This is a genomic window from Amycolatopsis sp. NPDC054798 (assembly GCF_053611505.1).
The window spans coordinates 1-7,117 of record NZ_JBSHAM010000190.1 but is presented as its reverse complement, the minus strand read 5'-3'; the positions used below and the strand labels follow the sequence as shown (position 1 = coordinate 7,117).

General features: G+C 69.3%; 9 protein-coding genes. 5 read left to right on the top strand and 4 right to left on the bottom strand.

From position 1 onward, the window contains the following. Window positions 1-103: 103 nt before the first annotated feature. Complete coding sequence (locus ACWGIC_RS44360; protein WP_452081956.1) at window positions 104-823, bottom strand: alpha/beta hydrolase; 720 nt, start codon at window positions 821-823, stop codon at window positions 104-106. 130 nt (window positions 824-953) lie between these two features. Between ACWGIC_RS44360 and ACWGIC_RS44355 the strand changes: the two genes are divergently transcribed. After that, window positions 954-1,295 (top strand): winged helix-turn-helix transcriptional regulator, encoded by a 342-nt coding sequence (locus ACWGIC_RS44355; RefSeq protein ID WP_452081955.1) that lies wholly within the window; start codon window positions 954-956, stop codon window positions 1,293-1,295. Here the strand turns inward: ACWGIC_RS44355 and ACWGIC_RS44350 are convergent. Then, window positions 1,280-2,134, bottom strand: a complete 855-nt coding sequence (locus ACWGIC_RS44350; RefSeq protein WP_452081954.1) for a LysR family transcriptional regulator — start codon at window positions 2,132-2,134, stop codon at window positions 1,280-1,282. The two genes, ACWGIC_RS44355 and ACWGIC_RS44350, sit on opposite strands and share 16 nt — an antisense overlap. A gap of 91 nt (window positions 2,135-2,225) precedes the next feature. Here ACWGIC_RS44350 and ACWGIC_RS44345 point away from each other — a divergent pair, with 91 nt between their 5' ends. Both ACWGIC_RS44345 and ACWGIC_RS44340 read left to right on the top strand, forming a co-directional pair. Continuing rightward, entirely contained in the window at window positions 2,226-3,224 is a 999-nt protein-coding gene (locus tag ACWGIC_RS44345) for an acrylyl-CoA reductase family protein (protein WP_452081953.1), read from the top strand. An 11-nt stretch (window positions 3,225-3,235) separates the two neighbouring features. Then, window positions 3,236-4,639, top strand: a complete 1,404-nt coding sequence (locus ACWGIC_RS44340) for a CoA transferase (protein ID WP_452081952.1) — start codon at window positions 3,236-3,238, stop codon at window positions 4,637-4,639. Window positions 4,640-4,712: 73 nt separating this feature from the next. On the opposite strand, the gene ACWGIC_RS44335 is transcribed toward ACWGIC_RS44340, so the two are convergent. Further along, window positions 4,713-5,246, bottom strand: coding sequence for a hypothetical protein (locus ACWGIC_RS44335; RefSeq protein WP_452081951.1), 534 nt, complete (start codon window positions 5,244-5,246; stop codon window positions 4,713-4,715). Next, window positions 5,243-5,788, bottom strand: a complete 546-nt coding sequence (locus ACWGIC_RS44330; protein WP_452081950.1) for a hypothetical protein — start codon at window positions 5,786-5,788, stop codon at window positions 5,243-5,245. The genes ACWGIC_RS44335 and ACWGIC_RS44330 overlap by 4 nt, the downstream gene beginning before the upstream one ends. A 276-nt stretch (window positions 5,789-6,064) precedes the next feature. Between ACWGIC_RS44330 and ACWGIC_RS44325 the strand changes: the two genes are divergently transcribed. Together ACWGIC_RS44325 and ACWGIC_RS44320 are read left to right on the top strand one after the other, a co-directional pair. Further along, window positions 6,065-6,328, top strand: coding sequence for a DUF3703 domain-containing protein (locus tag ACWGIC_RS44325; RefSeq protein WP_452081949.1), 264 nt, complete (start codon window positions 6,065-6,067; stop codon window positions 6,326-6,328). 160 nt (window positions 6,329-6,488) lie between these two features. Further along, window positions 6,489-6,989, top strand: a complete 501-nt coding sequence (locus ACWGIC_RS44320) for a MarR family winged helix-turn-helix transcriptional regulator (protein WP_452081957.1) — start codon at window positions 6,489-6,491, stop codon at window positions 6,987-6,989. The last annotated feature ends 128 nt before the right edge of the window (window positions 6,990-7,117 follow it).

Here is a 7,117-nt window from a genome sequence, read left to right as displayed (position 1 = left end):
TGTGGCCATTCTGGTGAAGTCCGTGACGGGCCCCTTGCGGTAAACAGATCCCCACACGGGGCCCTACACGGACTTCTGGCGTCGGCGTGCGGCCAGTGCTGGGCTAGGCGAGTTTCAGCAGCAGTTCGCTCAGTTCGACCGGCATCGTGATCATGCAGTCGTGCCCGGTCGGCAGCTCCCACACCCGCGACGGCGTCCCGTTCGGCTGGAGCGCGGGCACCGGGCGGCGGGTGATGCCTTCCGGGGTCGCGCCGACGCAGTGGATGTGCGTGCGCGGGATCGCCCGTGCGGCCGGGTTGCCGAGCCGCACGGGCTGCTGCAGGCAGCGCACCGGCTGGTCGGAGAGCATTCCGCGCAGCCATTCGACGTCGGCCGGATCGGTGACGCCGAACAGCCCGAACGGCGCGGGCCGCTCCGGCATCGGCGGAACGCGCCAGCCGTCGCCGTGTTGCGCGGCGAGGTCGATGAGGTGCTGGCTGACCGGCTGGACGTCGACCGCGGTTTCGCCGTCCTCGGGGACCATCGCGTCGAGGTAGACGAGTTCGGCGACCCGGTCCGGCACCTCGTTGGCGGCCGAGGAGATGACCAGCCCGGCGTAGCTGTGGCCGACCAGGACCACGTCCTCTTCGCGGCGGAGCAGTTCCACGATGTCCTGGACGTGGGTGTCGAGCCCGGTTTCCGGGCTGAGCAGGTGCTTCTTGTCGCCGTAGCCGGTCAGCGAGGGCGCGAGCACCCGGTGTCCGGCCGCTTCCAGCAGCGGGACCACGCGGTCCCAGGCACGGCCGCTGTGCCAAGCGCCGTGGACCAGCGCAAACGTCGTCATGGTCAGGTTCCTCGTTCAGGGATTAGCGGTTACCGGAAGTAACCCGGTACTGTTCGAGAACCATCGTGATCTTCCGCGTCGCGGCGGGCAATAAGGCACTAATTAGTGCCCCGGTTCTCCGGAGGTAACCATGGCCGACGAGGTGTGCCGGACCCGAGCGGTCCTGGAGATCGTGGGGGACAAGTGGGCGCTGCTGATCGTCCGCGTGCTCCGCGACGGCCCGCGGCGCTTCACTGAACTCAAAAGGGAAATCGAGGGCATCAGCCAGCGGATGCTCACCGTCACGCTGCGGGATCTGGAACGCGACGGGATCCTCACGAGGACTGTCCGCAATGTCATGCCGCCGCACGTTTCCTACGAGCTGACGGCGATGGGCCGGACACTGCGGGAAGCGACCGCGCCATTGCTGGAATGGAGCGTCGAGCATTTGGCGAAGATCGAAAAAGCCCGTGCGGACTACGACGCTCGCTGAACGGAATGCGCCAGTTCGCTGAACCTGCGCAGCAGCGGATCGCTTGACCGGCGCGTCGGCCAGAGCAGGCGCAGCGCCACGCGGGGTGCGTTTCGCAGCGGAATGTGGGCGACTCGCGCGTGAGTGTGCGCCTCCGCGGCCGAGGTGGTGGTCGAGCCGACGGCCCGGCCGGACGCGATGATGGTGAGCCATTCGTCGTAGCTGCCGCATTGAACGACCTGCGCGGGCCGGTTCTCCGGCGGCCAGTCGAGCGGACTGGTCGCGCCGCTGACCGTGTTCACGACCACCGGATGCGCGGCCAGTTCCGTCCAGTCCAGTTCCGCGCGCGCCGCCAGTGCCGAACTCGCGGCCACCGCTGCCAGCCGGTCTTCCTCGAACAGCAAGGTCCCGCTGATCCCGGACGCGTCGATCTCCCCGCGCACCAACGCCGCGTCGACGTCGCCGGAATGCAGGGCGGCCACGATGTCGTCGCGGCGCAGGAGAGTGGCGGTCGCGCCGGTCGCGGTTTCGAAGGCGGCCAGCAGATCGCTCGCCCACGGATCCGGCAGCGCCCACTGGAACCCGATCCGCAGCCCGGCCTTCCCGCCCGCCGCGGCGAGAGCGGTGTCGAGGTCGCGCAAGACGACGCGGAGCCGCCCGAGCAGTTCGCCGCCCGCCTCGGTCGGTTCGACCCCGTGCGGGGTGCGTTCCAGCAGTCGAGTCCCGACCGTCTCCTCGAACTGCTGGATCGTGCGCGTGAGCGCCGGCTGGGTGATCAGCAGTTCGCGGCTCGCGGCGGTGAACGTGCCGCACGTCGCGACCGTCACGAACGCGCGCAGATGCCGCAGTTCGACCTCCATGCCCGGCAGCCTACCCAGCTATGCCCGCCGTGCATGGCGTCGCCGTGACGAGCATTTCCCTGCCAGGTCCCGGATTTCTACCGTGGGAAGCATGGACCAGGAGATGACGGCCTTCCCCGGCTGGATCGTGCGCGACGCCACCGGTGCGGCGTTCGGCCAGCTCGACCCGGCGATGCTGGACGACCTCGACACCACCGTTCGCGTGCGGTATTCCAGCATCAACTACAAAGACGCGCTCGCGCTGCACGGCCGCCCCGGTGTCGTCCGGCGGCATCCGCTCGTCGCCGGGATCGACCTGACCGGCGAGGTGCTCGCGTCCCGGCATCCGCACTGGCGCGTGGGGGACGTGGTCACCCTCAACGGCGCGGGACTCGGCGAAGACCTGCACGGCGGGCTGGCCGGCGTCGCCGCGGTCAACGGCGACGACCTCGTCCGTGTCCCCGGGCGACTCGGCCCGCTGCGCGCGGCGGCGATCGGCACCGCCGGCTTCACCGCGGCGCTCAGCCTGCTCGCGCTCGAACGCCACGGCCTCGCCCCGGAAACCGGTCCGATCCTGGTCACCGGCGCGGGCGGCGGCGTCGGTTCGGTCGCGATCGCGCTGCTGGCGGCGGCTCGCTACGAGGTGATCGCGGCCACCGGCCGTCCTTCCGAGCTGTCCGCGCAACTCGCCGCACTGGGCGCCGCGCAGGTCCTCGACCGCACCGAACTCGCTTCTTCCGGCAAACCATTGGGCAAACAGCGCTGGGCCGGCGTGGTCGACGCGGTCGGCGGTCCGGTCCTCGCCGGTGCGCTTGCCGGTCTGCAACACTCCGGCGTCGCGACGACCTGCGGACTCGCCGGAGGCGCTGAGTATCCCGGCAATGTCCTGCCGTTCATCCTGCGCGGCGTCTCGCTGCTCGGAATCGACTCGGTCCGCACACCCCTGCTTCGCCGCGAAGCCGCCTGGCAGCGCTTGGCCCAGTTGCTCGATCCGGCGCTCCTGGATTCCGTGACGCGCGTCGTCCCGCTCGCGGAGGCGAAGGACGCCGCCGCTTCGCTCCTGGCCGGTGCCGGTACTGGCCGCATCGTGGTCGACGTCGCTTCGGCCTGAAAGGAAAGACAATGGATGCCTTCGAAGAACTGATGACCCTGCGCGACAGCCCGCGTCCTGCCGCCGACGAGGTGACGATCACCGGCTCGGACCCGCTTTTCGCGTCGCCGTTCCGGATCGGCGAAACCCTCGCCGACGCCCTCGCCGCCCGCGCGGTCGCTGCGAACGACCTGTGGGAACTGCGCACCGGACGTCGGCAGAAGATCGCAGTCGACGTACGCGCCGCCGCGGCCACCGCGCTCGGCGGCGAGGACATGACGCTCATCCGTTCCGCGGACGGCGAATACCGCCCCGCGCCGCTTTCGCCCGCCGTCGAGCACATGGTCGCGCTCACCCAGCCTTGGCCGACCGCCGACGGACGCTGGTTCCTGCCGCACTTCAACCTGCCGCATCTGGAACGCCGGGTCCTGGACGTCCTCGGCTGCGAGCCGGTGCCGTCGTCGGTGGCGGCCGCCGTCGCCAAGTGGAAGGCCGACGACCTGGAAGACGCCATCGCCGCGGCCGGCGCGTGCGGGGGAGTCGTGCGAACGCCGGACGAATGGCTAGCGCACCCGCACGGCGCTTATCTGGCCTCGCGCCCGGTGGTCGAGATCAGCAAAATCGGTGACAGCGCCCCTTCTCCGCTTCCTGAAGGCGGTGCTTCGCCGCTCTCTGACGTCCGGGTTCTGGACCTGACGCGCATCCTGGCTGGCCCGACCGCCGCGCTGAGCCTGGCCGAGCACGGCGCGAACGTGTTGATGGTGACCGCGCCGCAGCTTCCTCAGGTGGCACCGTTTGTCCGGGACACGAGCCACGGCAAGCGAAGCACTTATCTCGATTACTCCACAGTGGACGATTCCGCTCGATTGCGTTCGCTGGCCAGCGCGGCTGATGTGTTCGTCGAAGGCTATCGCCCGGGCCGGATGTCCGCGCACGGCTTCGGTCCGGAGGATCTCGCGGCACTGCGGCCGGGAATCGTTTACGTGAGCGTGAATTGCTTCGGCTCCGGCGGTCCGTTCAGCATGCGCGCCGGATGGGATCAGGTCGCGCAAGCCGTCACCGGCGCGTGTGTCCTCCAGGGCGGCGACCGTCCACAGTTGACACCGGTCTACCTGTGCGATTTCCTCACCGGCTTCCTGGCGAGCTACGGCGCGATGCTGGCGTTGGCCCGGCGGGCGCGGGAAGGCGGGTCTTATCACGTGCAGGTTTCGCTGTGCCAGTCGTCGATGTTGTTGCAGCGGCAGGGACTGCTGACTGATTACGCCGACGCGCCGGGACGGTTGACGCCGGAGGAATTCGAGCGGTACGCGGTGGAGGATTCCGGCACGATCTACGGCGATTTGAAGAGTCTCGGGCCGGTGATCCGGATGAGCGAGACGCCGCCCCGGTGGGGCGGGACTACGCCTCGGCTGGGGAGTTCGCGGCCGGAGTGGTGAACCGAGGGGCCGGGCCGCCGGAGACGCGGCCTGGCCCCTGGGCTGACGCGCGCAGCCGAGGAAGCCGTCGGGGCTACGAGGTTTCCTTCCGTTTCGGATGATGCGTTCCGCAGTCGGGATTCGAGCACTTCTCCGCGTGCCGGGCGTTCCAGGCTGCCAGCATCTTCTCGTAGCGAGTCTCGAACTCGGCGTCGCGGCGGGCTCGCCAGGGCGAGACGGCCAGCCGCCGGGTCACCAAAAGCTCGTCGGGTGCGTCATCCCCCGTCCGAGCGGCTTCGAGCCCGGCCGCGGTGAGGATCTCGAGCACCGCCTTGCCCATCGCCTCGTTGATCGCGGAGGTGAGTTTCGAGAAAGCGGCGCATTCTTCGCCTTCGTGATGCGGGTCGTCGCCCAAGGCCTGCTGTGCCGCGTCGACGAGTTGCGGGCCGAGCTGCCAGGAAACCAGCACGCCGTCGAGTTCCGGCCGGCGGACCGCGACGATCGCGCCGGACATGCCGGTCGGCGCGCGCTCGGGGAGCGCCGGGAGCCCGGCCGCGACGAGTTCGTCCTGGACGATGCTGGCAAGGGCTTCGAGCCGGTGCAGTGGCGTGGGTTCGCTCGCGTTCACGCCTGAACCTTCCCAGAGCCGCTGGTGCCCGGAAAGTGTGTTTCGCAGTCGGGATTCCCGCATCCGGCAGCGGCCCGGGCCGCCCAGGCCGCGTGCATCTTGTCCATCCGCGCCGCGTCCCGGGCGGACCGGCGGGCTCGCCACGGAGAGTCGGCGAGCCGCCGGGTGACCAGAATTTCGCTCGACACGTGGGCGCTGTCGATCCGGCGGGCCTCGAACCCCGCGGCCGTGAGGACCGCGAGCAACGCGTCGGCCATCGCCTCCCTGACCGCGTCGGCTTGCTTGGTGAAAGCGGCGAACTCTTCGCCTTCGTGATGGGGATCGTCGCCCCACGCGGCCATCAGCGCGTCACTGAACTGGCTGCTTTGATACCAATCGACCACGACGCCGCGAAGATCTGGCTTGTCGACGCTGACCGAGGCACCGGCGTCCGTCCAGGCGTGCTTGAGGGGCAGCCCGGCCGCGAGGAGTTCGTCCCGGACTATGTCGGCGAGTATCTCGAGGCGGGTAATCCGCGAGGCTGGGGTCGGATCCTGCGTCATGAGCCGATCTTCCCAGTCCTGCGGGAGGAACCGGTGCGGGTGGTCGGTTTGGCTGCGGTGCGCAGGAGTTCATCGCGTTCGGTGGCAGCGGGCTGGATGCGGGTTTCGGATGGGTGCTGGTCAGTTTTGCGGGTATTCGGTTGTTTCGGTCGGGTTCTCCGCGGGAATCGCTTGCCTGGCAGCAAATCAGGGCGCGTCGTGTGCTGCGCGGGTCCTGCCGGATTGTGCCTATGCTGCATTGCAGGGGACTAGTGAAGCTGTGAAGGGGGAGGGCTGATGGCCGACATGGGTTACGAACTCGAGATGGACCGGGGCAGAGCCGCGTTGGCTGGGCGTGACTTCCGCGGTGCCTATCGGCATTTCGGTTGTGCGCACAACCTTGGCCACGACGTGCTGGCCGACCACTTGGCCGCGCATCGCGGACTGCTGCGCACGGCGTGGAAGCAGCGACGGTTCGATCGGGTGGTCGCGCAGTTGTTCCTGATGGGCGGGGCGGCTTTGTTCGACCGGAATCAGCGGGAATCGGCTGAGGCTGGCTGAGGCTGACTGGGGCGGCGTCGGCCGGTGCTCGGTGGCCGGGCCGGAGTTTGTCCGGGGACGTACTATTGTGGGCGGGCAGGGATGCGGGGACAGGCTGCGGCGGGCCGGACGGGCTGCCGCAGCGCGGGTGCGTAGTTAAGGTCGAGGGATGTCGGCAGCAGTGGGTGGGGCAGCGAAAGGCGGCTCGCGGGCGGGGCGGCGGGTCAGTCTGGAGGCGCCGGCGGATCTGGCCGCGGCGCCGGGGTACGGGGCTCGGCGGTTGTATCAGGCGTATTTGGCGGCTTGGAATCGGCATGTCGATTCGGTGCTGACTGGGCCGCAGTTCGCGGTGTTGTCGGCGGTGCGGGCTTATCCCGGGTTCGACCAGACGGCGTTGGCGAAGGCGGTTGCGTTGGATACGTCGACGATGGCTGATGTGTGCCGGCGGTTGGAGAATCGGGGGCTGATTGTTCGGGGGCCTGCGCCGCATGATGCTCGGGCGAAGGTGCTGACGTTGACGGAGGAGGGGGCGGAGGCGTTTCGCGAGGTGACTCGGCGGACGCGGAGGCTGGATCAGGCGTTGCTGGCGGGGTGCCCGGAGGAGCGGCGGGGGGAGATCGCGGGGATGTTGAACGAGCTGGGGGCGTTGTGGGAGGCGGTTGCTGAGCGTTCGGAGATTTGAGGGTGGGGGTTTCGGCTCGTCGCCTGGCGGCGACGTTGCCGTGGGTTCTGCTTGGGGGCACCCCGAAGCTGATTGTGACGACGGCGCGGGGGTGCTTGTCAAGGCGGGAAAGATGCCTTGACAAGCAC